This is a genomic window from Bdellovibrio sp., from assembly GCF_036384735.1.
Taxonomy (GTDB): domain Bacteria; phylum Bdellovibrionota; class Bdellovibrionia; order Bdellovibrionales; family Bdellovibrionaceae; genus Bdellovibrio.
In genome coordinates this window covers 277,968-301,037 of the sequence record NZ_DASVLT010000035.1, presented here as the reverse complement: position 1 = coordinate 301,037, position 23,070 = coordinate 277,968, and the positions used below count along the sequence as shown (strand labels likewise).

The following is a 23,070-nucleotide window of genomic DNA, read 5'->3' as shown; positions in this document are numbered from 1 at the left end:
CGGAAGGTTTTAACAATCTCGCAAAACTGTTGCAGAAGCGGGCTTTCGGATTTAGAAGCTTTAAAAACTACAGGCTTCGTCTGCTAAGTTTATGATTTTTGTGTGTTTTGGATAAAGTTCCACCATGAAGTGAGTAGAACCTTATGATTTTTGTGTGTTTTGGATAAAGTTCCACCATGAAGTGAGTAGAACCACACATTCCAGAAGAAAAAATTGGTGGAGGCGGGGGGAATTGAACCCCCGTCCGCAAGTGATCCGCGATAAGGCGCTACATACTTAGTCAGTGTTTTAGATTGGTCCTCAGGCTTCCACAGACAAAATCCCTAAGACCTCTCCCCCAGTAAATTTAAGAGTGCCTGCTGGAGAAAACCCAGCACTCCGAGGTCCCTAAATGACGATCAATCCAAGAGCGGAACCACCTCAAGGTTGATCGTGCAGGCTAATTAAGCTGCAAGTGCGTAATCGTTGCCAATTACAAAATGCCCGTTTTTACGAGGTCCTCAGGCGCCCCGGTATGCTCCTTATGTTTCAGCACCCACGTCGAAGCCAGTACGCCCCCATGAGAGAAACAAAAACGATCGGTCATCCTGCTTTTTTCATGCATCAGAAACAACGAATTTCTCGTTCATCACAGCGCAAAAAATTAGCATGTTATGTTACCCGATCCTGACAGTATGCTAACATAAGCAGAGGTCATTTCGCACCAAAAGGTCGAGATATCCACCATTTATGTGGGTCTTCCACAGAGTTATCCACATTGCTGCCCATTTTTTGGGGTAAATGTGACACTATTTTTTAAGAATCTTAAATTTTCACGAGAGGCTGTCATGTTTAATGACAGCCTCTTAAATAGGCAAATTAGCGGAAAAGATCTGCTGCGGATGCGGCAGTTGCGGCAAGTGAACTTACGTTCGAAGACTTATTATTTGAAGCCGTTGGGGCAGGTGTTGCGGCCGGTGCAACCGACGCCGTCGGTGCCACTGGTGCAGCGGCTACAGGTGCTGCAACCTCTTCAACAGGGGCCGCTGCTTGAGCTGCCTCGAAAGCTGTCTCAACCATCTCTTCGATCTTCACATCAAGAGCGGGCTGAATCACTGGAGCTTTCTCGAGACCTTCCACCGCGTTCGTCACAGGGAATAATTGGATGTTCAATTGGTACACTCTTTCGCCTTTTGATTTCATACGAGCGATCGAGTTGTCTTTATTGATGGCCTTGCGCATTTGACGAAGCTTGAATTTGATTTCTTCGAATTCCGCTTTCGTCAAAGACATCGTCAGCGTGCCGAACTCGCGCTCTGTCGGTTGATCTTGATACAAAGACTCAAGACCCAAGTACATCAACTGCGATTGAAGCTTTCTAACAAGAGCCACTGGAATATCTTCCGGAGATTCTGTCAGACTGCGAGCTTTCTTGATCTCGCCCGTCACTTCATCACGACGGATGTCGCCAGAGTTCATCAAAGAAGCCAATGCATTTTCAATTTCATCTTCAGAAGCTTTGCCACGAAGAAGTTTTTTAAGAGCTGCCGTATCAAACGCCACGCCCTCTTGATCAATCATTGCGTAAATGATCCATGCCACCCAGTTCGGAACTTTCTCGAAGCTCTTACGGTCGATCTCGCCCGTTTTCAGTTTCACACCCACACGGTGCTCGCTGAGCTTTTTCAGGTACATGTTGCGATCTGCTGGGTCTGTTGCTTGAGTGAATTGCACAAGCAAACGGAACTCTTCAGTTTGTTCTTTATTGAAACCAAGGGCCTTACCAAACTTGCCGATCATATCGTCAGAAAGATTTCTTTTTCCTTCGATGATCATCTTCAAATAGTTTGGTGATTTGATATTCGCCGCCGCAGAGAACACAGCATAGTTGTAAGCCCTTAAAGAGCCCTTCGATGACTGACGCTTGAACTTATAAAAATCTGCCAAGAACTGGCGATAGTTCATGTAATCAGACAACACTGGCGGAACCAGCGAACCTGTTGAAATTTCTTTGCCTTTGCTAAACTCTGGGTGGTTGTTCTGCATAGAAATCCGTACTCCTTTACGCTCAAATATTCGACCTGATTTAAACGATCAAAACAAGGGATTTCGATTGGCGCAGGATTTCAGCTTATCGCAAAGCATAAAAAAAGGGCCTCTGTTTCCAGAAGCCCTTCGTAAGTTTGTTTGTAAGTTCGTTGATTAGCGACGAGACAATCTTAAAGTCACACCGCGAACATCAAGGTCACCACGGTTACCAATCACAATGCTTGCAGCACTTTGACCAATAACAGCATCTTGTGGATACACAGAGTATCTTTGAACAAAGTTACCGATTTGGATTGATTGACCTTGAGTGAATCCGTTGATGTAAAGGTCAAGGAATGCCACTTGGTACAAAGAAGCCGCTTCGATTTCCACCGCAGTGATTCTATAACCACGGTACTGGTTCACGTTGATGTACTGAGTAATATCCAAACGATCCGCACCCAACATTCTGCGAGCCACTGGAATTGGAAGAGTGATCTCACGACCCCAACCCGGTCCATGATCGCCACCACCGTCTTGTCGCGCTTGCAATGTGATCACAACAGTATCCAAATCAACTCCACCCATCACTGACAAAGTGATGTCGCGAACTTGTCCAAGAACAGCTGCATAGCGAGGAACCAAAGTTATAGCCCCACGATTCGCAAAAGAGCTTGCGTCTTGTTGACCATTAATCACCAACGAAACTTGCGCACGAGGTGCACTGCCAGAGATAAACGCTGTGACTGATTGAACTATGTAACCATCATAACGACGATCGATTCCAGCGAGTTGAAGCAAAGGAAGATTTTCGTTCATGATACGACGACGAACTTGAATCGTGCGCTGCTCTTGACCATTGTAACCACCGTTACCTGGTCCATAACCGCCACCATTTCCTGGATATGGAGGATAGCCACCACCTTGTTGTGGAGGTGCTGGTGGCATTGGTTGCTGTGGAGGAAGAGGACGTGGTCCGTTATTATCGCGCGGACCTTGCTGGAAGCCGCCGCCTTGGCCAGGAACGATGTACGCTTTCGCAGAAGCCATTCCTAATAGAGTAGAAACCGCGATTGCTAAGAAGATTTTGTTTTTTAGAGCCATTGTGTCCCCCGATGGTTTTAAGTAACTCCCCGATATATGGCCAAAGCAATCAGCGTACCAAAATATTAGTGTCACTAAGTCACTGGCTTGCACTCCCGTTTTGCGGGAATATTGAAGTCTATTACTGTCTGTCGAAGGTGGCTTTATGAATGTCGCTTTGACCACCAGATGAAAATAAAAAAGGCCCATAGCTTGGAGTCTATGGGCCTTCAGGGAAAACAAACAATTAGGAGGAACTAAATTGTCAGTTAAAAGTTTATTTCAAATTGTCATCTGTTAGTTCAACGAGAGGTTTGATCTTTCTCATGAATGTGATCGCGAACTGATCTTGAGCGAATGTAGAACGCTTTCTCATTTTCAAAGCGATTTTAACTTGGCCCAAACCATTGTTGGCAACCATACGCGCATCACCAATCCAGTTTTGGTAAGTCAATTTTGAACTGTTCAAGCTGATCAAATCCAATGTGTCATCATTGTCTTTCGCAATTCTAGAAAGATTGATATTCACACCAGTACCCGCTTCTGGAGCAAGCAATGGACCTGCGAAACCAAGAAGTTGGCTGTTCATACCTTTAATCGTCAAAGCAACACCTGAACGACCATTCAGAACTTCGAATGAACTCATGCGAGCTTCTTTAATTCTGTTTTCGCTGTTTTGTTGCAAGATAGAGTTTCTGAAGAATTCACGAAGTACCAAATACTCTGGATTGTCAGAATATTGACCCGGCAAACTGATATGAACATCAGCCGCAGAGTTTCTGAAGATCACGCCCACACGAGCCGTAGAATCTTGAGAAGCCAGTTTCACGCGAACGTAAGTATTCGTGCAACCACCATCAAGATCCAAACATTTGATTGTACCTTCGATAGAACGAGTACCTGTTGATTTTTCGCCGTTACCCGCACGGACAGAGCGAAGTGCAGAAGCTGCGCCCCCATCGTTCATGCTGCCTGCGATATTATAAACTTTAGTGCTGTCGCCTTCTTGAATTTTCAAAGTCACGATCGCATCACCTGACATGCCATCTACAGTCAGTTTCGCAGACAAGATAGAAGCAGCGGCCGCCATATTGGCTTGGCGAGTGGCCTCGTCAACGCGCGCATTGCGTGCTCTTAGGAAATTCAAAAGTTCATCTGTTGAAGAAGAAGTATAAACTAGACCGTCAGCAGTCACCCCGCCCGTCATACGTTTCGTTAAATTATCGCGACCCACTTGAGTGGCATCATCAGAACGATAATCATTTGGAAGTGGATTTGTGCCCAGGTCTGGAGCTGGCTTTTCAGAAGTCACTGGTGGCAATGGAGCAGGCTTCGCTGAATCTGAAGGAGATTGAGGGACTGAACCATTATTAGTATTAGTGTTTTGACCTTGTCCTTGAGATTTACCAGGAGCTGGAGCCGGTTTTGGCTGAACCGGAGCACTTGGATCCGGAAGATCTGTTGCACCAGGAAGAGGAAGTGGTGGCTCTGTATTGTTTTTGCCATCAGTGCTTGGATTGCCAAGGCCTCCACCGATAGAACCGCCTGTTTTAGTATCTTGTTTTTGGCCGTTGCCAGAATTTGCATCAGTACCTGATTGAGAAGTTTGGTCCGGAGCTTTTAAAACGTCCTTTTTGCTACCGCATGCGGTAAGACTTAGTGACGCCATCAAAGCAGCCGTAATGATTGTGTGCTTGTGAAGCATTGGTAACATGAAATCCTCCAAGATTTTTATGTGCAAAAGGCAGATAGCAAGGCCCGCGCCAAGTTTCGTCACCCCTCATCACACCTTGTATTCGAATACACATCCGGTTTACACTCCCCGCTAGAAGGAATTACATGCCTGTACAACAATTCGGCGAGCTTTTACGCAGCCCTCTTAAGTTAAAAAAACACATTCTAAAAGTAGTCATCACAGCGTTTGTTCTCGCCGTTGTGGCAGCCCTTCTGTTCGACCAACAGCTTTCACAATTCTTCGGTCGCCCGGATATCAATGCCACTTACCGCCCTATCGCCAGAGAGATCACCGATCTAGGTCTTTCTGATTACTATTTCGCGATCGCGATTTTAAGTTGGGCGTTCTGCCGTTTTGTAGCGCCGAAGATCGCTTCGTTGAAAAAATATTCTGCAAAAGTCGATTACTTCCGTCGCTGGGGTTTGAATTTTCTAGTGGCATTGCTGGTTTCAGGGATCATGACCCATTTGATTAAGTTCACCGTGGGAAGACAACGTCCTCACAAAACACCAACGTTTGAACCTTTTGTTTTTCATCCCTTTAATTTTCATTGGCACTGGCAATCTTTTGCTTCAGGCCATTCCCAAGTGATGTTCACAGTTGCAACGATGTTTACCATCGCTTTTCCTAAATTTCGCTGGTTGTGGATTTTAATTGCGACAATTGTATGTAGCACGCGCATTGTCGTTCACGATCACTTCTTAAGCGATACGATCTTTGGTGCTTGCATAGGTTATGTCGGCACCTTGCTTGCCATGAGACTTATGATGAAGAAAACCCAGAACGGGCTTTACTAGTTTTTTTCTGAAAGGAATTCGACGAGATTCTGGGATTGCTTCAGCGATCCCATCAACTCGCGATAATTCGGCATATATTTTTCAACCAAACCCCAGAAATGTTCCGAGTGATTCATGTGAGCCAGATGCGCCAATTCATGAACGATCACATAATCAATGATCTCGGGATGAAAAACGATCAGACGCCAATTCAAATTGATCACTTTCCTTGAGGAACAACTGCCCCATCTTGTTCTTTGTTCGCGAAACTTCACTTGGGATGGATGTAAGTTCATTTGCTCGGCCCAGTGACGAATGCGGGCGCCTAGCAGCTGGATCGCTTCACGTTTATAGAAATGGCGAATCTCTTTCAAAGCCGTAGGATGTTCCCGCAACGGAGTTTCAGCACTCCATTCATTACGAGGAATGTGCAACAATAGATTTTCATCTGTCACTGAAACAAATGTTTTCTTATTCAGAGTTATGACGACCTTCAATTTTCGATCGATACCTAAATACGGGAAATCCTCGAGGGCTTGAATTTTCTTTTCAGGAAATTGTTCAGCAAGATCCGCGAACTTTTCAAATGTCTTTTCAATCCAGTTTCTCTTGGCCATCAAGAAATCAACGATGACCTTTTGAGAGGTAGATTTGCTCGCCACGACCTTGATAGGTTTATTGGGATAAAGATAGATCGAGACCGAGCGGCGAAACGCACGTCGGTGAACCTCTACTGGCCATCTTGCAAAAAGAAAGTGTTCCTTCTCTACCTTCATCGCAAAGAAGAATGACTTACCCCCCACCTTAGTGGCAAGATCCTAGAAGGTACGCCGTACCTTTTTGCCACGCATGATGTTATTGTGAATGGGAGGCTGGTTAGAAATGGATAAAAGCTCTTCTTTTTACAATTTAGATCCTGAGAAAGTTCTACGTTCTGCAGAGAACGCGGGATTTTTTCCTACCGGCGAATTCACTCAACTGAATTCCTATGAAAATCGCGTTTTTGACATCAAGCTGGAAGAACCTTTTGAAAAAGGATCTTACAATAAAAACGTCATCGCCAAATTCTATCGCCCCGGCCGGTGGAGCAAAGAAGCGATTTTAGAAGAGCACGATTTTCTTTTGTCATTAAAAGCAGAAGGTATTCCTGCGGTTGCACCTTTAATGCAAGGTCATGATCTGACTTTGACTGAAGTCGACGGCATGTACGTTGCTTTCTTTCCCAAAGTTCTGGGGCGCATGCCACAGGAGTTCTTGGGCGAAGATTATAAAAAAGTCGGCCGTTTGATGGCCCAGGTTCACAATGTTGGCGCACGCAAGATGGCTCCCCATCGCCCTGTACTTGATACAAGTTATTATGGCGGCTGGGAGACACTCGATAATCTTCAAGACTGGATCACACCGGAACTGTGCCAGCGCTATAACACTGCCGCTGAAGACATTCTTTATGCGATTGATGACAACTTCGATAAATCTGAATTCATTCGCATTCACGGTGACTGTCACAAAGGAAATTTACTGAATAACGGTCAGCAATTTTTCTTGGTCGACTTCGATGATTTTGTGAATGGCCCTGTCATCCAAGATTTCTGGATGCTTTTATCTGGCGATGAAGACGCTATTTCCGAAGAACGTGATCTGATTATTTCTGGTTACGAGGAACTTCGCGAATTCCCAGATCATCAATGGGCGTGGATTCCTATGCTTCGTGGCTTGCGCATTTTAATGTATGCCGGATGGATCGCGAAACGCTGGGATGATCCAAGCTTTCCGCGTCTATTCCCAGAGTTCAACACCTACCGCTATTGGGCGGAAGAGGTTGAAGCTCTGGAAAAGATCGCGTGGAAAATTAATCCTTAATTACTGCTCTACACATTGAAGGCCTGCGGTGTTAACAACTGCGCCACCAATGCCTACAGACGACACACCAATTGACTGATCCTCATACTGATGGAAAGCCACTGAAAAGTTTTTCTGTGGCTCTTGTTTATTCGTCAATGTTAGGAGGTAGTTCACACCGGGAGCGCGAGTGAAATTCGTTGTAAATTTCGCCGTTGCATCCGCTTCATCAGTGCTACCGCTGTAAGTATATGCTTGAGTGCTGCCGCAGTTTCTCGAGGGGCAGTGGCCCGCTTGTATCACTGTGTAATGCACTCCCAATTTTCTGTAGGAACATTTTCCCCTTGAAGATTGAAATTTGAAATCGCGATGGCGCCGTTATGGCCTTGCATCTGTAAATCAAGTTGATTGCCAATTTTCAGATGTAATTGCTCGGGCTGCACGTCAACTTTACCTTCGAATCCCGTTTGATTAGCAGAATTCAAGTTGTATGCAATCATGTCCGGACAGATTCGGTGAGTGCGTTCGTTGCATGGCTTCGTTGGTTGAAATGCGTAATTTACCGACTGAGTTTGCTCGTCATAGTTCACCGCAAACTGCCCACCAGACGCTGATTTGGCTTTGCAGATCACTGTATGAGGTTTGGGACAGATAGGATCCAAGCGAGTTGCCCAACAGCCAGCGTTTGCATTGACTGCAGTAAGACTGATTAGAAAACCCACCAACATTTTTGCTTTCATAAAAACCTTCCTTTAAGTGTCTAGTGTGCGGAGTTATCCACAGGATTATCCAAATTCGCTGTGGATAGTTGATTCCTGATGATCACCTCTTTCTTTTTCTTAAATATTCTTAAAGAAAGTATTTGTATAATTCATAAATTTCACTTTATTATGATTTTAAATGAGTTTACTGAGCCCTTCCCTAGAAGCTTTCTGGGCCGTCGTCCAAAAGGGCACGGTCCTGGAAGCTGCAAAAATGGTAAATCTCACCCAAACAGGGGTGACCCAAAGAATAAGAAGCTTGGAAAAGCAGCTGGGAGTCACCCTTTTTACCCGCTCTAGAAAAGGCATGCGCCTGACTAACGAGGGCGAATCTCTTCTTCGCTATGTTCAAGCCGCTCGCGATCTTGAAGGCGATACACTTGCAAAGCTCTCTGGAAAAAAATCATCCGCTACAATTGACGTCTGCATTAGTGGCACATCAACACTGATGCGTTCGCGAGTTATCCCGCGAGTCAGTGCGATTTTGAAAAAGCATCCGCAACTGCGCATGCGCTTTGATCTGACTGATGCAAATAACATCGCGGGGAAATTGAAAAACGGTTTTGCACAATTAGCTGCGCTGCCCGCGAATCAAGTGGGCCTTGAACTTGATTCCAAAATGCTTGCACCCGAAAAATATATTTTAGTGGGACCGTCTTCATGGAGGAAGCGCTCACTATCTGACATTCTAGAAAAAGAATGCATCGTCGATCATGATCCAAGTGACATGATGACTTTCGATCTTTTAAAAAAATATAAATTGAACAAGAAAATTCGCTCTGAAAGACACTACGCAAACAATATCGATGCATTAACGTCGATGATTCAACACGGTGTCGGCTATTCTGTACTAACCACCGAGTATGTTCATGAATTTATTAAAGACGGATCACTGATTGCTCTTGATAAGACAATGTTTCTTGACGATCCCGTTGCACTTGCATGGTATTCGCGCAGTGAAATGCCTGTGTACTTTAAAGATCTCATCGACTCCATCACAAAAAAATAGAATGTAGTTCCACGTTGGAACTAGCCACCGCAAAGAATTTGCGAGCATTTCAAATATTTTAGTTTACTTTTTGGACAGCTCATCCGATATTAGAAATAACTCTGATGAAAGGAGGCCATCATGAAAATTATGATGAATAAAAAATCAAATACCGTCGAGCAACAGCAGCTCATTAACGGCGTGGCCTCTGATCTAACGTCACATATTTGCTTTTAGTGCAGATATCTTATTAAACGCTTCGTTCGCGAAGTTCGGATCAATAAGCCACAAGACATTTTAATAAATTAACTTTCGAATCAGGCATCGCTGCGCCTTCACGGCATTGCTTTGTCTTTTTCCACAAAACTTTACAACAAACTCTCGCCAGAGTTTGGATTCGCGGCCTTTTTGAGTCTGCGCTTTGGCGAGCATTATCCAACCAGGAGGAAGATATGCACGCTTTATTGCGTAAGAAACGAAATTGGGAATATAGGAACGAGCGAACTTTATTGAGGCTCGTTGAAACCTCTGCGGATGTGTCTGTTGAAAGCGTAAAAAAGGCCGGCCAAATAACAAGCTTCCTCCTTTACCTTGCCTACAAGGCAGTTGGATTAATGCTCGCCATCGCAAGATGCACGTTAAATGGCCCGCGTCTTTATCGCTACAACACACCAGAACTTGTTGCAGAACCTGTAGAACAGGAATTGCGAAGACTAGAAGCCCGCGCGAAGAATCCATTCTTCGGCGTATAATTTTTAAGGGGATCGCAAGGTCTCCTTTTTATTTGACTAAAGACAACCTCCACGAAAAGCTTGAAGAGCTCAAAAAAATTCGGAGGATAGAATGAAGTTATTGATCGCAGCTCTTTCTGTGCTGGTAGTACTTTCTGTGACAGCTTGTGAAAATCAAGACAACCAAGACCCAAACAACAATAACGTTGCGAGCGACAACAACAACGGCAACGGCAACAATCCTGTGAACCAAACTGATTACAGTGTTTGCGGCGTGACGACTGCTCCTCACACAATCGAAGGTCGCTGGCAAATGGTACAAGCGCAAGGCTCTTTCCGCTTAACAACTTCTATGTACATTCAAAACGGCACAATCCAGTTGGTAAACGACTGCGATCTTTCTGGAAACACATTGCGTGCTACAGTGGCGGCGCCAGCTGTGTATGACTACAACTCGTTCCAAGTAAGTCATCCTGTTAGCGACACACAAAAAATCGATCGTCCCAATTTCCAAATGAGCTGCAATGCGAGCTTGAATACGACAAAACTGTACTACACGTTCCAAGGCAACTGCTTGGTACTTTATAAAGACAATACCAACAACAACCGCTCGGTTTTTGTTCCGTTCTAGTCCGCAATTTTCAGATGATACTTCGGGCGGTTTCGTTCTTTGAGACCGCCACAGCTCCCCACCATTAGCCTCGACTCGATGCTGCATTGAGTTCCGCCGAGGAGTAATCACTTTATTCTTCCTCTTCCCCATTCTGTGACTGAATTATCGTCGAGGACCGGCATGGAATTCCTTTGTCAGAACAAGGGCCTTCATTCTATATTTTCAGGGCTCTATTACTAAAACGCAAAGGACCGACTTATGAAAAAAATCAAAGTTGCAAATCCCGTTGTTGAACTCGACGGCGATGAAATGACAAGAATCATCTGGAAATTCATCAAAGAACAATTGATCCTTCCATACCTTGATATCGACATTAAGTACTACGACTTGGGCATGGAACATCGTGATGCTACTAACGACCAAGTTACTGTTGATGCTGCTGAAGCCATCAAAAAGTACAACGTTGGTATCAAATGCGCGACTATCACTCCTGACGAAGCTCGCGTTAAAGAATTCAACTTGAAGCAAATGTGGAAATCACCAAACGGCACTATCCGTAATATCTTGGATGGCACAGTTTTCCGTGAACCAATCATCTGCAAAAATGTTCCTCGTTTGGTTCCAAACTGGACAGCACCAATCTGTATCGGTCGGCATGCATTCGGTGACCAATACCGCGCAACTGATTTCGTGACTAAAGGTAAGGGCAAGTTGACTGTGACTTTCCAACCGGAAGGTGGCGGCGAAGCTCAAACTTATGAAGTATTCAACTTCAAAGGTGATGGCGTTGCTTTGACTATGTACAACACAGATGAATCCATCCGCGGTTTCGCATACTCTTGTTTCAATCAAGCTTTGTCTAAAAAATGGCCTTTGTACCTTTCTACTAAGAACACAATCTTGAAAAAGTACGATGGTCGTTTCAAAGACATCTTTGAAGAGATCTACCAAAAAGAATTCAAAACGAAGTTCGATGCAGCTGGCATCACTTACGAACATCGTTTGATCGACGACATGGTTGCATCTGCTTTGAAATGGAATGGTAACTTCGTATGGGCTTGTAAGAACTACGACGGTGACGTTCAATCAGACACAGTCGCTCAAGGTTTCGGTTCTTTGGGCTTGATGACTTCAGTTCTTGTAACTCCAGATGGTAAAACAATGGAAGCAGAGGCAGCTCACGGAACAGTGACTCGTCACTATCGCCAACATCAACAAGGCAAACCAACTTCTACAAACCCAATCGCTTCTATCTTTGCTTGGACTCGTGGTCTTGAGCACCGTGGAAACTTGGATGGCAACACTGAGCTTGTGAAGTTCGCTCAAACTTTGGAAAAAGTTTGCGTTGAAACAGTTGAAGCTGGCTTCATGACAAAAGATCTTGCGGTTTGCATCTATGGCGACAAAGTGCCAGCAGATAAATATCTGAACACTGAGCCGTTCTTGGCGAAACTGGATGAGAACTTGAAAAAAGCTCTTGCGATGTAATTGCTAAGACATTTCAAATTGTTGAAATAAAAAAGGGAGCTTTCGAGCTCCCTTTTTCTTTTTATTTGCGCTTATTTCTTCTTTAGTTCCGCGATCAGATTGTCGTTCATCTCTTTCCAATCGGGACTTTTCCCATTCTTCATATCGGCTTTTACGACGGTCATAATCGCGCTCAGGATTTTTTCTTCGAATCGCTTGGCTTGCAGTTTATCTTTCGGCCACAATGACTCGCCTACATAGGTTCTAGCGATCGCAAGCTTTGCATGTTCTTCACTTAACATGGCTTCATAGCGCTCTGTTGGTTTCGATGCGAAGTCGCGCATACGAGCAAAGGCAAAGTCCGTGTCTGACATTTGCTGATAGTATAAAGCGCTTAACATCGCACTCTTGTCTTGCATGTGATAAACCGCAATCACATCGGCGAAAAATTCAGAATACGCCGATAAATACTTTGAGAACTCTGCATAGCTGGGAGTTTTCGTAAGATCCGTCATCGCTTGGCTGAGCTGCTCTTGCGTTGCCTGACCACGTGCCTTTGCTTCTTTCACGTCAGAAACTTTTGCAAGCTTCGCAACGAGATCAGCGAATTGCGGGAATTCTTCTTTGAAACGCTCGTGGAAAATTGCATGACCGTATTCGTGTGCGGCACTGATCACAACACTCATTCGTGGCACTGGATATTCAGATCCGTAACGGCCATAGAAAATCATTTGATATGGCAGTTCGATCAGGTGACCTAAATCAAAATTTGCGTTGTCGGATGCTCCCCCGATAAGCAATGTCACAGAAGGTCCACCGAAGGTCGCAGAGATTTCATTCACAACATCGGAAATATCTTTCGCGATATCGCAGTTCGGTCCCTCCAGGAAGATCACATCCTTCGCAGTCCCCTTCACATCCGCACATACCGGAACCGCATGAGCTGAAAAGCTCATCATCAGAAGACCTGTGATTGTTGCGGAAAGACGTTTCATAAAAGTGCCCTTTTTGGCGAAACTGCCTAAGAACTTCACGACCCGCAATCTATTGATTTGAGGGCGGAAATTCCAAACATTTTGGTCAAAAGGAAAGCTTTTCAGAGACGCCTAAAACCTAGGCATTGCTGTTTGGGATTTGAATTAAACGAGTTTCTGACTCAGGAATCGCTTACTTTCTTCATAAGCCATAGCGATCGCCTTTGGACCGTTGTGAAAATTTCCCGGTCCCGTCGGGGGTAAGTTGGAAATTTTTAGCACGTGCCGCTTATCTTTTCCATGGGTGGAAGCCATCGCTCGCTCGAACCAATCCGCACCTTTAGTGGATTGCAACCAGTGCCCTAAAACCCTTTCTGATTCAGGCAATCCCGTCCACCCCATTTTGTCATTGATGCCGCCGTCCCAATAGTGATGACGACCAATTTTCACAGGATGAAAATAAAAAGGCATCGAGCACGAAGCGCGCACGACTGACGCCAGCGGACCTTGTTCGAATATCTCTGTTTTACGTTTGAAGATATTGTAAGTCGCAATTCGCAGAGGAGTTTTCAAATTCGAAAAATCAGCTGCGACATATTTTTTCAGCGTTTCTTCGAAGGCATGTCCCTTTAAAACTCCGAAACCAATTCCCGGATCCCAGTAGTTGGTTTTGTTCAAAGTTAAAAATTCTTTCTCCATCTCTGTGGGATTCATTCCTGAAGCCAAACAAGCGGCAACGATGGCTCCGGCACTAGAACCCGTCAGAAGTTTGGGGCGCAAGCCCTCGTCATAAACTGCTTTCACAAATCCGCAGTGAGCGAAGAAACCGAAGTACCCAGAACTGAGCGACAATGTGAAGTCTTCTTGGGCAAGTTGTTCAATCAATTTCACGGATAGGCCCCTTTTGGGCCAATCCTAGCAGATGATCCATGTTTTTGGAATTTTATTGATTTGAAGCCATTTGAACGTACAAATCAAATTGCGCCTTCTGTTCCTCAGGAATAAGTTCACGAACTTTGGCGACTAAAGCGAGACGTTTATTTTCTACTGCCTGTGATCTTAGTTTTTTTATGAAGTCTTCTGTCGAGAGACCTTCGATCTGCACATACATTTTTATCACACGTGCCGCTCGAGAATCATCAGTTACTTTACGTACGATGTAGTCGATACCGTTATCACAGTAGTTCTTCTGTCCCTTAATAGCAGTCGTGATTTGCTGTAATGACATCGCGGCCTGCTCTTCATTGCCATCCGCAAATAATTTTATCACAGGGTCTAAAATATAAGGAGTTGCCAGGTCGCATTCAGAAGTAAGAACCTCTCCCGACGAGCGATTATGGTTCAGGAAAAATAATGTCATTTCTCTATTCGTTGCCTCAGGAAGACCCAGAGCATACATTGTACTAAAAACTGATGTTTGTTCAGCACTCGTCAAGTTCCAAGAAACCTTGGCACTATCCAGTGCCTTTATTAGCTCCATCGCCTTGCTCGGATTTTCTTTGATATATTGAGAATACAAATAAGAGTTCAGAACTTTAACTGATACATTGGTCTTATCTAAAAGTCCGACGCTTCCGATAGTCTCCAATTTAAATTTTATCCATTCGAATCTAGAGGCAAGTCTTCCACTTTCAATGACTTCTCCAAAGGACTTATTATCAACCGCCTCAAGCGCAACCTCTTCTAGTTGTGATTGTAAGGAATCATGACCTACTTCAGGATTTTTCTTCAGATCTGTCATCAAAGCCTGAATGACTTGTTTAAAAAGCACTTTGTCTAAAGTTTTTCCCGCTACAACGAGAAGACTCTGATTTTTTAAGATGCTAACTGGATGTGTATTCTCTATCGATTGAATTAATGAAACATTTTGCGGTTTCGAAAGCTCTTGGACTGGCACATTCTCCAAAAGTTCCGCAAGAGTTTTGTCTTTTTCTTTTATGACATAATCGAGACCCAAATCATTATAGAAAGCATAGTTAAGAAGACCATTTACATCTTGCTTTTCAAGCTTCGCGCTTAGTACTGATTGAAGCTCATCTTCATTTGCAAATTTCTTAGCTTCGACCTGAGGGCTTTGCAGATTTGCATCATGGGATTTTTTAAAACTACAACCGCAAACCAAAACAATGGTTCCAGTAACTAGCACGAGGATTTTGTAGATTTGCACTTTCATAGGATCTCCCATTTAGCATTTAAATCTGCAGCCTCTATGCCGCTTTCCAACAGCTGCCTAAATCTAAAAAGTAAGTAATTTTAATGAATTAGACGCCGATTCAATATGAAACACCGCTCATCCCCTTCGCAATCGAACAAATCTCGGCATCATTCTCATTTTATTACGACAGGACTCTGTTGAACGCAGAGTTAGGTCGGCTTTTCCGGTCGAAATCGATTATTAATCCCTCTCTAACTCTTCGACAGGCCTCAGTGACGCGACATGGTTACAAAAAAGAAGCAGGCACCCTTTTGCGGTGAGTTATTGAATGTAATGAGAGGGGCGATGGGGTACATCCCTGAGTGGCCGGGTCCCATACAATAGCACCCTTGACGAAACCCGCTAGATCCGGAAGGAAGCAACGGTACTCGAGAGTCTATGTGATATGGGGTGCTCGGCCACTTTTTTTATTCTGAGGTGATCTTTGTCCTATCAGGTGATTGCACGCAAATGGCGTCCCCAATCTTTTACTGACGTCGTCGGACAGAATCATATTACCCAAACACTTTCCAATGCTCTTAAGAACGGCCGCCTTCCTCACGCACTTCTTTTCACAGGTCCCCGCGGAACAGGTAAAACATCTTCTGCACGTATCTTGGCGAAAGCTTTGCGCTGTCCAAATGCGGTAAACTTTGTTCCGTGCAACCAATGTGACTCGTGCCGTGAAATTGCAACTGGTTCGAGCGTTGACGTTATCGAAATCGATGGAGCATCAAACAACGGTGTCGACTCGATTCGTGAGCTTCGCGAAACAGTGGCCTTCATGCCGACGAGTGGAAAATACAAAATCTACATCATCGACGAAGTGCACATGCTTTCCACAAGTGCCTTCAATGCTTTGCTAAAAACTTTGGAAGAACCACCAGAACACGTGATCTTCATCATGGCGACGACAGAGGTTCACAAAATCCCACAAACGATTTTGTCTCGCTGCCAACGTTTTGATTTCAGAAGAATCTCGACTCGTCAGATTACTGAACGCTTGAAATTGATCTGCGATCAAGATGGCGTGACTGCTGACGAAGATGCTTTGTGGGTGATCGCTCGCCAAGGCGACGGATCTATGCGTGACTCGCAAAGTTTGCTAGATCAAGTGATCACTTTTGCGAACGGAGCTTTGACTCGTGCGAATGTTGTGGAGATCTTAGGTCTTACGGATCGCGCTTTGCTCTTTGATACTTTGTCTGCCCTGGTAGATCGTGACTCGCAAGCGATCTTGAAAGTGATCGAGAAAATTTCTCAAGCAGGTTTTGAGCCGCACTTATTCTCGCAAGATTTGTTGGAGATGATCCGCAATCTTTTGCTGGTGAAAGTTTCTGGCAACCAAGCGACTCAAATCTTAGAAATGCCTGATTCGGAACTGGCTGCGTTGAACGAAATGGCGCAACGTCTTTCTGAAGAAGACATCCACATGCTCTTCGACATGGCGCTAAAAGGTGGCTCTGATATTCCTCGCGCTCAGGATCCGCGCATTGTGCTGGAAGTTGTTTTACTTCGCATGGCCTCAGCTCCGAAATTGACTGACTTGAAAAGCTTCATGCAAGGTGGAAATACTAATCCAGTCAGCGCAGGTGGTGCCAGGCCCTACGTTCCGCCGGTAGCTCCCCCTGTAAAGGGACACCAGCGTCTTAAAGAATCTCAAAACGTTCCCGAAGTTCCGCAAGGCCTCGAGGCCATGAAGTCCGCGATGGAAAACAAACCCAAAGCGAGCGCATCAACTCAGGCGGCCAAACCTGCTCCAGCGGTTCCAGGAGCGGCTCCCGTAGAACCGGCAACTCCGAAACTGGCGACAGGCAACACTCCCACTGAAAAATGGATGAATTTTGTCGAATTGCTTCGTCAAGATGACGCCTTATTTGCAGCCAAGATCGAAAATCTTCTTTTTGCGAAGGAAGAGGGCAAATTAATCAGCCTTGGTGTCCCTCCAAAACTAGCCTTCCTCAAAGAACAGATGGCCGACACTCAGGTGCGTAAAAAGCTGCAAGGATTTATTGATTCATACTGGGGTGCTGGGTATTCTTTTGAAGTATTAATGAACCGCGATCAGGTCGGCGAGTCTGCCCAAGCATTGCAACAAAAGAAAGTGCAATTAGCTGAAGATGAAATTCGCACCCGCATCGCCGAAAATCCTATGGTGAAGACGGCCCAAGAAGTTTTCAAAGGTCAGATCAAATCCATAGTTGAATTGAAAAATCAGAAGCCATAGATCGGCTAGGAGTTCACATGAAAGGTCTTCCAGGGGGCATGGCCCAATTGATGAAGCAAGCAAACCAAATGCAAATGCGCATGAAAAAAGCGCAAGAAGAGCTTGCAACTAAAGAATACGAAGCAACATCTGGCGGCGGCGCTGTAAAAGTAAAAGTGAACGGCGACCACTTGATGCTTTCTTTGACTATCGACCCTGAAGTTCTAAAAGCTGGCGACGTAGAAATGCTTCAAGACATGATCTTGTCTGCAACTAACGAAGCAGTAAAAACAGCTCGTGATACATCTGCAAAAGAGATGGAAAAAATCACTGGCGGCATGAACATCCCAGGCCTTTTCTAAGCCGGAGTTTACTTGTTACACATCAGCGCGCTTGAAAAATTAGTCCACGAGTTGAGTCGTCTTCCCGGTATCGGGCCAAAGACTGCTCAACGCCTGGCCTATTTCATTCTCAAATCAGAAACAGAGTTTCCCGAGAAATTGAGTGAAGCTTTGCTACGCGTGCGCGCTGAGGTTCACGATTGTCCTCGTTGCTTTAATTTCACTGATTCCGATATTTGCCGTTACTGCGAAGATCCTCACCGCGCCGATGAATCTATCTGCGTTGTTGAAGAACCCGCAGATATCATGCGCATTGAATCTTCAGGTGCATTCCGTGGCCGTTACCATGTTTTGCACGGTGCGATTTCTCCATTGGAGGGCATTGGTCCTCAAGATTTGAAAATCAAAGAACTTCTTGAGCGCGTAGAAGATGGTCTTGAGGGCAATGGTCCTGTGATTAAAGAGATTATTCTCGCATTAGACGCTGATCTTGAAGGTGACACGACGATTTTGTACCTGGCAAAGCAACTTCAGGGCAAAGGATTGAAATTATCTCGCATTGCTCATGGAGTTCCTATTGGCAGCGACATCGATTTCATAGATGATAGAACCATGGGTCGCGCCCTTCAAAATCGCGTGGAGCTGTAATGTCCTTTATTAACTACAATGCCAAAGAGATTCACTGCAAAGTCGTGTATTACGGCCCATCATTGGGTGGTAAGACCACGAACATTCAGTGGGTTTATCAAAAAACCGAGGAGGATCAAAAATCCAAACTCGTGGCATTGAATACGGACATCGAGCGTACTTTATTCTTCGACTTCTTGCCTTTGAATGTGGGTGATATTCGTGGATTCAAAACTCGCTTCCACCTTTACACAGTTCCTGGCCAAGTTGTTTACGATGCCTCTAGAAAATTGATCCTTAAAGGCCTTGATGGCGTGATCTTCGTAGCAGACTCTCAAATTGAGCGTATGGATGAAAACTTGGAATCCCTTCGCAATTTAGAGAGAAACTTGGAACAGCAAGGCTACGACATCCGCGAAATCCCTCTTATTATGCAATACAATAAGCGCGATCTTCCAAATGTAGCTTCTCTTGCGGAGCTTAGAAGCGCTTTAAACCCTTATAACGCTCCTGAAATTGAAGGTTGTGCTTCTGAAGGCCGAGGCGTTTTTGAATCCTTGAAGACTGTTTCTAAGTCTATCATTAACGTCTTAAAAGGCGGGACGACCCTTTAACGAAGACCGGCAGAGAGGGAATTAACATTCCTTGCTCTTTCGGACAGTCCTCGCTCTTGTTTATTCTTCATATTTAAATAATTCTCGGTTCGCTGTGGAACTCAGATCAAGGAATGTTAATTCCCTCTCTGCCTCATTGCTATGGTGTTTGCTTTTGAGTGTTTAGGAAGTATTGGAAAAGTCTTGGATTCGGGTGTGTTATTTGGGGGTTTTTTCGTTACGACCTATGTGTGGCTGTGCTATAGGTGATCGCGAAATTTGGGTTTATACTTAGACTTTGATATCTGCCTAATTGGCTGAGGGTCTTATGAGTTATGATATTGCTGCTGATATTCAGCGTTTGAAAAAAGAAAAAAATGCCGTGGTGCTTGCGCACTATTATGAAGATGGCGATATCCAAGATGTGGCTGACTATGTTGGCGACAGTTTCTATTTGGCTAAAATGGGACAACAAGTGAAAGAGCAAGTCATCGTTCTTGCCGGCGTTGTGTTCATGGCTGAAAGTGTGAAGATCTTGAATCCTTCCAAAACAGTTTTGGTTCCAGACATGGAAGCAAGTTGTTCGCTTGTGAAGGGCGCGCCTTACGAAAAATACCTTGCCTGGAGACGCCAACATCCAGACGGCGTTGCTGTGACTTACATCAACTCTAGCACGGAAGTGAAATCGATCTCTGACGTGATCATCACTTCTTCCAATGCCCAACAGATTATTGAGTCGATTCCGAAAGATCGCAAAGTTCTTTTCGGTCCCGATCAGCACTTGGGCCGCTGGTTGTCTAAAAAATTAAATCGTCCTTTTGAGTTGTGGCAAGGTGCCTGCGAAGTGCATGTGCTGTTCAATGCAAAAAGATTGTATGAATTGATTCAAGAACATCCAGATGCGGTGGTGATTGCACATCCAGAGTGTGATGATTCTGTTTTGCAATACGCTTCTGTTATTGGTTCAACTTCTCGCTTACTTGAAGAGGTTGAAAAAAATCCTGCTAAGAAATTCATCGTGGCAACTGAGACTGGCATCTTCCATCAAATGCAGAAAAAACGTCCTGACGTAACGTTGATTCAAGCTCCGGTGATGGATGCGGGCTGCTCTTGCAATGATTGCCCTTACATGAAGATGAATTCTATGCAGAAGATCAAACATGCACTTGAGACTTTCAAACCAGAGATCACTTTGAACGAAGAGCTTCGTATCAAAGCCCAAACATCTTTGGATCGTATGATGTCGATCACAAGCGGCAAGCCTGTTGAATGGCCGAAAGCATTTACGCTGTAATTTTCTAAGAAAGGATTCTGACATGGCGATAACCAATGACGTGTTAGAATCCCTACGCCAGCTTCTAAAATCCCCAGATCTGCTAGTCTTTGCCGATCCCAATTGGGGGAGCCAAAATCCCCATCACCGCGAACTGATTCACGCAGCTCTTGCGAAAATTAAAACCGACGAATTGCAATCTTCGATTTCCCACGCCCCAGAAATGGGCTTGTTTGTAGTTTCGCAACATCATCTAGGTGTGGATGTAGAGCTAACAGAACGTGTGAAGCCCGAGGTTGTAGCACGCATTTGTTCGCCCGAAGAGTTCAACGCCGCCCCGAGCGTTTCTTCTTTATGGTGCGCCAAAGAGGCCGCTTATAAAGCGCTTAAATACTTTGATCAGCCGTCGGTGATTTCGAAGATTTCTGTAGGGGGATGGCAAAAAATTGATTCTCACACTGAGACATTCACTCTTACAAAGCCATCACTTCTCAATAATTCAACTGAAGGCCGTGGAGTTGTGATTCGCTTCGCCCATCATACTCTCGCGTTTTTTATTTTTTGCTCTTAACTTTGGTCCAGTCCTGCCGAAAAGTTTATTAAGCACGATGCATCCTCGAGGGAAATCCCCCAAAGAGTGAAAGCAGAGTCAAAAATTGTAGCGTGTTTCTGAAGGCAGGTGAAAAATGGGAAGTACAACAAAGAACAGCAAGCGAGTGGCTCCTAGGAAAGAAGTCTCTCCCATTCATGTATCTTATCTAACTTCATTGGATGATTTCGCGAAGATCGCAAAAAACTGCGAAATCGTAGAAGCTTCTTCATCAGGCCTTCTATTATTGATCAAGCGTGATGATTTAATCCCAATGGCGCTTCGTAAAAATTTAAATTTAGATTGTCTTGTGGGTGATCGCGTCTTCATGCACCTAGAGGATATGAACCTCGAGGTGTCAGGCGTGATCACCCGAACTCAACTTCTTGGCAAGAAGGGCTTCTATGTGGCTGTCGATTATAGCGACGAAGCCCCTGAGTATTGGAGAGAATGCTTGATGGATCTGCTACCGACTCCGGGTGAGTTGGAATAATTAGAGATCTGTAAATTCAGGCAAACCTTTTTCCGACACCAATACGATTGAATAGTGCGGAGGAAGGAACCAACTGATTGCTTCGGCAATCCCCTGATGCTCTTTCTGAGGGGGGTTGCCCAACGACTCTAGGGAAAACGCTAAGTCATAATGTTTTCTATCTGTGCTCATCACCAAAATGCGTGGACGAAGCACGCCTTGATCACGGAAAAACTCTTTCACAATATTACGGACATATTGAGGCAAGTATTGCGGCGTCGGAGGACCGGCGTGCAATCCTTGTCCCTCGTTAATTTGCAAAGCACCCACAGGAGCTGCATCAGCTACTTGATAGAAGCGCCCCGTTTCGCGGAAATTCCAAATCATGCCGAAAGTGAAAACATAATCTGGATATTCTTTTTGAGGATTTACAACAAGGCCTACACCTTTAGTGGCAAGCCATGACATGATCTTTTGCGCAGGCTCTGTCGCGTCCGCAGAAGTTTGGGTCAATAAATACGGCCAACCATCCGGTCCTTGTTGAGGAGCATCCACCATGAGTTTCAAATTCCCGCTAGTGATCGCCATAAAGAAATCAACTTCCCACTGATGATCACGTTTTTCGTCAGGGATATTTACGAGTTCATTTAAAGTCATTGTGGCTCCCGAGGTCTGCATACCAGCTCGGAGCAGACAAATAAAAAAGGCCGAGCATTTTGCTCAGCCTTTTTCCTATGCCCCTTTTATCAAAGGGTCAAGACGCCATACTTCAAGAATCTTGAAGTTTCGTCGCTTCTTAGTATTCCTCTACGATAACGATTGATTTCCAACCGTTTCTGAATTGAGGACGACCTTGGTCATCCACTTTTTGAAGACCCGTTTTAGAGTCGATAGAAGGAACTTGCCCTTGGTCAGCGGCCAAAACTGCTTGTCTGATCTGGATGATACCCGCCTCAGAAACGCGAACACAACCAGAAGAAGCTCTGTGACCTAAAGCTGCGATACCAGCTGCTTCTCCACCGCCTAAGTCAGGCGGAACTTGGTGCAATGCCAAGCCATGAGAGTCATTGAAGAATACCGCATATGGCATATGGAAGTTGTTTTCACCAGATTTGTAGTCAAAGTCATAAACGCGAGTCACACCATAGTAACCACGAAGAGTGTGTCTCCAATGAGATTGAGTTGTACCTTTTGTATTAAAGATCTTACGGAAAAGACTTTTAACCGGATTTACGATCTCAACGTCTTCACGACCCGTAGATACTTTAGTCGTAAGCATCAACTGACGGTTTGTATAGAGACGAACTGTTTGCGCCTCAGGGCCTTTCGCCGCCTTATTCACAACGATAACGTTCGTGTATTGATTCACTGGCAATTCGCCACGGAAGTAAGCCTCTTCATCAAAGATCTTACCGATTGGAGCTTCATAAGGCTCTTCAACCATCAGTTTCGCTGCTTGATCTGCAACGCTGTTGCTGCTGTATGATTCTACAACCTGAGCATTCGCAGAGAATGTTGCAGCCAATACAAAGACTGCCAAAAGTGATTTCATTTTGTCTCCTCTAATAAACAAATTCGCATATTAAAATAGCCAGAGGGTCATATCAAAAATGCGGGGAGAATGCCTCTGAAAGAGAGGTAATTGTAAGGATTATGGAGCTGTGGTCTTTTTGATTGATAAGGACAAGGTTATTTTATCTTGCGAATCAACCATCGAACGCGATGCCGACCATGCAAATCCTTCAAAAACGGCGCCGTCACACTCACTTACCAAGCTGAAGGGCGTTCTGACAAAGGCAGA

At 44.8% G+C, this 23,070-nt stretch carries 25 protein-coding genes and 2 other RNA genes; 15 read left to right on the top strand and 12 right to left on the bottom strand.

What is annotated here, in order from left to right; all coding sequences use genetic code 11:
* Positions 1-95: transposase (locus VF412_RS20090; protein ID WP_414640837.1), on the top strand; the 95-nt coding region annotated here is incomplete at its 5' end.
* 119 nt (positions 96-214) lie between these two features.
* On the opposite strand, the gene ssrA is transcribed toward VF412_RS20090, so the two are convergent.
* From ssrA to VF412_RS10895, 4 genes are all read right to left on the bottom strand, one after another.
* Positions 215-559, bottom strand: a transfer-messenger RNA (tmRNA) gene (gene ssrA / locus VF412_RS10910).
* A gap of 299 nt (positions 560-858) precedes the next feature.
* Entirely contained in the window at positions 859-2,025 is a 1,167-nt protein-coding gene (locus VF412_RS10905) for a TIGR02147 family protein (protein ID WP_331339273.1), read from the bottom strand.
* Positions 2,026-2,181: 156 nt separating this feature from the next.
* Entirely contained in the window at positions 2,182-3,111 is a 930-nt protein-coding gene (locus VF412_RS10900) for a hypothetical protein (RefSeq protein ID WP_331339272.1), read from the bottom strand.
* A gap of 256 nt (positions 3,112-3,367) precedes the next feature.
* Positions 3,368-4,804, bottom strand: a complete 1,437-nt coding sequence (locus VF412_RS10895) for a hypothetical protein (protein ID WP_331339271.1) — start codon at positions 4,802-4,804, stop codon at positions 3,368-3,370.
* A gap of 125 nt (positions 4,805-4,929) precedes the next feature.
* Here VF412_RS10895 and VF412_RS10890 point away from each other — a divergent pair, with 125 nt between their 5' ends.
* Entirely contained in the window at positions 4,930-5,622 is a 693-nt protein-coding gene (locus tag VF412_RS10890; RefSeq protein ID WP_331339270.1) for a phosphatase PAP2 family protein, read from the top strand.
* On the opposite strand, the gene VF412_RS10885 is transcribed toward VF412_RS10890, so the two are convergent.
* Entirely contained in the window at positions 5,619-6,377 is a 759-nt protein-coding gene (locus VF412_RS10885; protein ID WP_331339269.1) for a SprT family zinc-dependent metalloprotease, read from the bottom strand. The two genes, VF412_RS10890 and VF412_RS10885, sit on opposite strands and share 4 nt — an antisense overlap.
* 106 nt (positions 6,378-6,483) lie before the next feature.
* Here VF412_RS10885 and VF412_RS10880 point away from each other — a divergent pair, with 106 nt between their 5' ends.
* On the top strand, positions 6,484-7,461 hold the full coding sequence (locus VF412_RS10880) for a serine/threonine protein kinase (protein ID WP_331339268.1): 978 nt from the start codon (positions 6,484-6,486) through the stop codon (positions 7,459-7,461).
* On the opposite strand, the gene VF412_RS10875 is transcribed toward VF412_RS10880, so the two are convergent.
* Together VF412_RS10875 and VF412_RS10870 are read right to left on the bottom strand one after the other, a co-directional pair.
* Positions 7,462-7,743 carry a hypothetical protein gene (locus tag VF412_RS10875; protein ID WP_331339267.1) on the bottom strand — a complete coding sequence of 94 codons (282 nt, stop codon included), beginning with the start codon at positions 7,741-7,743 and terminating at the stop codon, positions 7,462-7,464.
* Positions 7,740-8,180, bottom strand: coding sequence for a hypothetical protein (locus VF412_RS10870; RefSeq protein ID WP_331339266.1), 441 nt, complete (start codon positions 8,178-8,180; stop codon positions 7,740-7,742). The genes VF412_RS10875 and VF412_RS10870 overlap by 4 nt, the downstream gene beginning before the upstream one ends.
* A gap of 160 nt (positions 8,181-8,340) precedes the next feature.
* Here VF412_RS10870 and VF412_RS10865 point away from each other — a divergent pair, with 160 nt between their 5' ends.
* The 4 genes from VF412_RS10865 to VF412_RS10850 all read left to right on the top strand — a co-directional run bounded on the left by VF412_RS10865 (position 8,341) and on the right by VF412_RS10850 (position 12,021).
* Positions 8,341-9,210, top strand: a complete 870-nt coding sequence (locus VF412_RS10865; RefSeq protein WP_331339265.1) for a LysR family transcriptional regulator — start codon at positions 8,341-8,343, stop codon at positions 9,208-9,210.
* 431 nt (positions 9,211-9,641) lie between these two features.
* On the top strand, positions 9,642-9,941 hold the full coding sequence (locus tag VF412_RS10860) for a hypothetical protein (RefSeq protein WP_331339264.1): 300 nt from the start codon (positions 9,642-9,644) through the stop codon (positions 9,939-9,941).
* Between the two features lie 91 nt (positions 9,942-10,032).
* Positions 10,033-10,551, top strand: a complete 519-nt coding sequence (locus tag VF412_RS10855; RefSeq protein ID WP_331339263.1) for a hypothetical protein — start codon at positions 10,033-10,035, stop codon at positions 10,549-10,551.
* A 240-nt stretch (positions 10,552-10,791) separates the two neighbouring features.
* On the top strand, positions 10,792-12,021 hold the full coding sequence (locus VF412_RS10850; protein ID WP_331339262.1) for an isocitrate dehydrogenase (NADP(+)): 1,230 nt from the start codon (positions 10,792-10,794) through the stop codon (positions 12,019-12,021).
* A 71-nt stretch (positions 12,022-12,092) separates the two neighbouring features.
* On the opposite strand, the gene VF412_RS10845 is transcribed toward VF412_RS10850, so the two are convergent.
* The 3 genes from VF412_RS10845 to VF412_RS10835 form a co-directional block, all read right to left on the bottom strand.
* Entirely contained in the window at positions 12,093-12,995 is a 903-nt protein-coding gene (locus tag VF412_RS10845) for a hypothetical protein (RefSeq protein ID WP_331339261.1), read from the bottom strand.
* A gap of 144 nt (positions 12,996-13,139) precedes the next feature.
* Positions 13,140-13,865, bottom strand: a complete 726-nt coding sequence (locus VF412_RS10840) for a patatin-like phospholipase family protein (RefSeq protein WP_331339260.1) — start codon at positions 13,863-13,865, stop codon at positions 13,140-13,142.
* Positions 13,866-13,917: 52 nt separating this feature from the next.
* Positions 13,918-15,147, bottom strand: coding sequence for a hypothetical protein (locus VF412_RS10835; RefSeq protein WP_331339259.1), 1,230 nt, complete (start codon positions 15,145-15,147; stop codon positions 13,918-13,920).
* Positions 15,148-15,493: 346 nt separating this feature from the next.
* On the opposite strand from VF412_RS10835, the gene ffs reads away from it, so the two are divergent.
* The 8 genes from ffs to VF412_RS10795 all read left to right on the top strand — a co-directional run bounded on the left by ffs (position 15,494) and on the right by VF412_RS10795 (position 21,290).
* Positions 15,494-15,592: signal recognition particle sRNA small type (gene ffs, locus VF412_RS10830), an RNA gene on the top strand.
* Positions 15,593-15,613: 21 nt separating this feature from the next.
* A complete protein-coding gene (dnaX, locus tag VF412_RS10825; RefSeq protein ID WP_331339258.1) occupies positions 15,614-17,395 on the top strand; it encodes a DNA polymerase III subunit gamma/tau in 1,782 nt (593 codons plus the stop codon).
* A 17-nt stretch (positions 17,396-17,412) separates the two neighbouring features.
* The gene (locus VF412_RS10820; protein ID WP_331339257.1) at positions 17,413-17,736 is read left to right on the top strand and encodes a YbaB/EbfC family nucleoid-associated protein; all 324 of its coding nucleotides are present in this window, start codon (positions 17,413-17,415) and stop codon (positions 17,734-17,736) included.
* Between the two features lie 12 nt (positions 17,737-17,748).
* Positions 17,749-18,363, top strand: a complete 615-nt coding sequence (gene recR, locus VF412_RS10815; RefSeq protein WP_331339256.1) for a recombination mediator RecR — start codon at positions 17,749-17,751, stop codon at positions 18,361-18,363.
* Positions 18,363-18,956, top strand: coding sequence for a GTP-binding protein (locus tag VF412_RS10810; protein WP_331339255.1), 594 nt, complete (start codon positions 18,363-18,365; stop codon positions 18,954-18,956). The genes recR and VF412_RS10810 overlap by 1 nt, the downstream gene beginning before the upstream one ends.
* Positions 18,957-19,263: 307 nt before the next feature.
* On the top strand, positions 19,264-20,229 hold the full coding sequence (gene nadA, locus VF412_RS10805; protein WP_331339254.1) for a quinolinate synthase NadA: 966 nt from the start codon (positions 19,264-19,266) through the stop codon (positions 20,227-20,229).
* A 22-nt stretch (positions 20,230-20,251) separates the two neighbouring features.
* A complete protein-coding gene (locus tag VF412_RS10800) occupies positions 20,252-20,779 on the top strand; it encodes a 4'-phosphopantetheinyl transferase superfamily protein (RefSeq protein ID WP_331339253.1) in 528 nt (175 codons plus the stop codon).
* A 115-nt stretch (positions 20,780-20,894) separates the two neighbouring features.
* The gene (locus VF412_RS10795; RefSeq protein ID WP_331339252.1) at positions 20,895-21,290 is read left to right on the top strand and encodes a hypothetical protein; all 396 of its coding nucleotides are present in this window, start codon (positions 20,895-20,897) and stop codon (positions 21,288-21,290) included.
* Here VF412_RS10795 and VF412_RS10790 read toward each other — a convergent pair whose 3' ends face one another.
* The gene (locus VF412_RS10790) at positions 21,291-21,926 is read right to left on the bottom strand and encodes a hypothetical protein (RefSeq protein WP_331339251.1); all 636 of its coding nucleotides are present in this window, start codon (positions 21,924-21,926) and stop codon (positions 21,291-21,293) included.
* A 139-nt stretch (positions 21,927-22,065) separates the two neighbouring features.
* Positions 22,066-22,821: a L,D-transpeptidase gene (locus VF412_RS10785; protein WP_331339250.1), complete on the bottom strand. Its 756-nt coding sequence runs from the start codon at positions 22,819-22,821 to the stop codon at positions 22,066-22,068.
* Positions 22,822-23,070: the final 249 nt, after the last annotated feature.